The sequence below is a fragment of the Methylobacterium sp. WL116 genome, from assembly GCF_008039455.1.
In the GTDB taxonomy this organism is placed as follows: Bacteria; Pseudomonadota; Alphaproteobacteria; order Rhizobiales; family Beijerinckiaceae; genus Methylobacterium.
The window spans coordinates 1-2,522 of the sequence record NZ_VRUV01000604.1; the positions used below are offsets into that span (position 1 = coordinate 1).

Below are 2,522 nucleotides of genomic sequence, written 5' to 3' on the forward strand. Positions count from 1 at the left end.
CGCCCGGCCCGCCGCAGCTGCGGGTCGAGGAGTGCCTGTCGCCCGCCGACATGCGCGAGGAGGTGTCCGAGCGCCGGGTGATCGCGCCGGTGACGGCGATCAAGGCCGCGCGCACGGTGATCCCGCGGGCCGAGATCCAGCGGGCGAGCCTGTGCCGCCACGCCGACGGCCTCGTCTACATGCTGACCGCCTTGCGTCGGGACGGCCACTTCGTGCACGTGATGGTCGACGCCAAGACCGGCCAGGTGGCGGGCCAGTACTGACGGCCGGGAAGGCCGTCGCTCGAGGGAGGGTGATCCGTGCGTCTGCTCGTGGTCGAGGATGACCGGGACATCAACCGGCAGGTGGTCAGCGCGCTGGAGGAGGCGGGCTACGTCGCCGACAAGGCCTTCGACGGCGAGGAGGGCGGCTACCTCGGCGAGAGCGAGCCCTACGACGCGATCATCCTCGACATGGGGCTGCCCAAGGCCGACGGCGTCAGCGTCCTGCAGAAGTGGCGCCGCGCCGGGATCAAGACCCCCGTCATCATCCTCACCGCGCGCGACCGCTGGTCCGACAAGGTCGACGGGTTCGATGCCGGCGCCGACGACTACGTCACCAAGCCGTTCCACATGGAGGAGCTGATGGCGCGCGTCCGCGCGCTGCTTCGCCGCGCCGCCGGCCACGCCACCAGCCAGATCGCCTGCGGCCCCGTCACCCTCGACACCCGCTCGGGGCGGGTGTTCGTCGACGGCAACCCGATCAAGCTGACGAGCCACGAATACCGGCTGCTCTCCTACCTGATGCACCACACCGGCCGCGTCGTCTCCCGCGCCGAGCTGACCGAGCATCTCTACGACCAGGATTTCGACCGCGATTCGAACACCATCGAGGTGTTCGTCGGCCGCCTGCGGAAGAAGCTCGCGGTGGACCTGATCCAGACGGTGCGCGGGCTGGGCTACCTGGTCGACCCGAGCCAGCCGCCGGCACGGGTGTGACGGAGCGGGCTACGACCGAGCGCGACCGTCATGTCGGCTCGAGGGGAAGCCTTCCCGCCGAGCCGGATCACGGTATCCCACCCGGCGGTCGGTCCCGCCGCCCGTGCCGCAGCATGCGCCACCCATGAACGCCGTCCTCAGCCTGTTCTCGCTCCGCCGTCGCTCGATCGCCGTGCGGCTCGCCGTCTCGGCGCTGCTCGCCAGCTCCGCGATCCTGCTGATCGCCGCCTGGATCCTGACGACGCTGTATCGCGAGACCACGGAGCGGGCCTTCGACAGCCGGCTGCTGGTCTTCGCCAACAACCTCGCCACCGACCTCGTCACCCCGAGCGACACCGAGAGCCGGGCCTTCACGCTCGGCGACCCCCGCTTCGACCTGCCGCTGTCGGGCTGGTACTGGCAGGTCGGCAAGCCCGACGCCCGGCCGCGGGACCTGCGCACCTCGCGCTCCCTGGTCGGCGTGCCCCTGAAGCCCGCCACCGATCCCGACGGCAAGGCGGGGGTCGGGCAGATCCGCCAGGGCTACGGGCGGGCGCAGGACGACCGGCTGCTCCGCATCATCGAGCGCGACGTCGACCTCGGCGAGGACGGGCGCTACACCGTGCGCGTCGCCGGCCCCGCCGACGAGATCGTCAACGACGTCGAGCGCTTCCGAAATTCCCTGTTCATGACCTTCGGCCTGCTCGGCCTGTCGCTCGCGCTGACGACCCTGCTGCAGATCCGCTTCGGCCTGGCGCCGCTGAAGAAGATGCGCGCGGCCTTGGGCGCGATCCGGCGCGGCGAGGCCGACCGGATCACCGGCACCTATCCGCGCGACATCGCCCCGCTCACCGGCGAGGTGAACCTCCTGATCGAGACCAACCGCGAGATCCTGGAGCGCGCCCGCACCCAGGTCGGCAACCTCGCCCACGCGCTCAAGACGCCGCTCTCGATCATCGTCAACGAGGTCGGCGCCTCCGACGCCCCGGCCGACCTCGCCGAGAAGATCCGCGAGCAGGCGGCGGTGATGCGCGACCAGGTGAACTACCACCTCGACCGGGCGCGCGCCGCCGCGCTCGCCGGCACGCTCGGGACCTCGACCGACGTCGAGCCGGCGCTCGCCGGCCTGGTGCGGACCTTCGGGAAGATCTATCGCGACAAGGACATCGCCTACGAGGTCCATGTGCCGCCGGGCCTGCGCTTCCGCGGCGAGCGCCAGGATTTCGAGGAGATGGTCGGCAACCTCGTCGACAACGCCTCGAAATGGGCAGCCGGCCGCGTCGCGATCCGGGCTGAGGCGGTGGATGCCCACGATTATCCCCACCTTCTCGTGGCGATCGAGGACGACGGCCCCGGCCTGCCGGAGGAGGCGCGCTCGGCGGTGCTCGGGCGCGGGCGGCGGATGGACGAATCGAAGCCCGGCTCCGGCCTCGGCCTCTCGATCGTCGCCGACCTCGCCACGCTCTATCGCGGCCGCTTCCGCCTCGAGCAGGCGGCGCTCGGCGGCCTGCGCGCCGTGCTCGAGGTGCCGGGCGACGTGCCCAAGGGCGCCGCCGGGCATTGAGC

3 protein-coding genes are annotated in these 2,522 nt (G+C 71.7%); all 3 read left to right on the plus strand.

Going from position 1 to position 2,522, the window contains the following annotated elements:
- The coding region (locus tag FV223_RS25135; RefSeq protein ID WP_147729506.1) for a PepSY domain-containing protein at positions 1-263 on the plus strand (263 nt) is incomplete at its 5' end.
- 36 nt (positions 264-299) lie between these two features.
- Positions 300-977: a response regulator transcription factor gene (locus FV223_RS25140; protein ID WP_147729507.1), complete on the plus strand. Its 678-nt coding sequence runs from the start codon at positions 300-302 to the stop codon at positions 975-977.
- Positions 978-1,101: 124 nt separating this feature from the next.
- The gene (locus tag FV223_RS25145; protein ID WP_147729508.1) at positions 1,102-2,520 is read left to right on the plus strand and encodes a sensor histidine kinase; all 1,419 of its coding nucleotides are present in this window, start codon (positions 1,102-1,104) and stop codon (positions 2,518-2,520) included.
- Positions 2,521-2,522 lie beyond the last annotated feature (2 nt).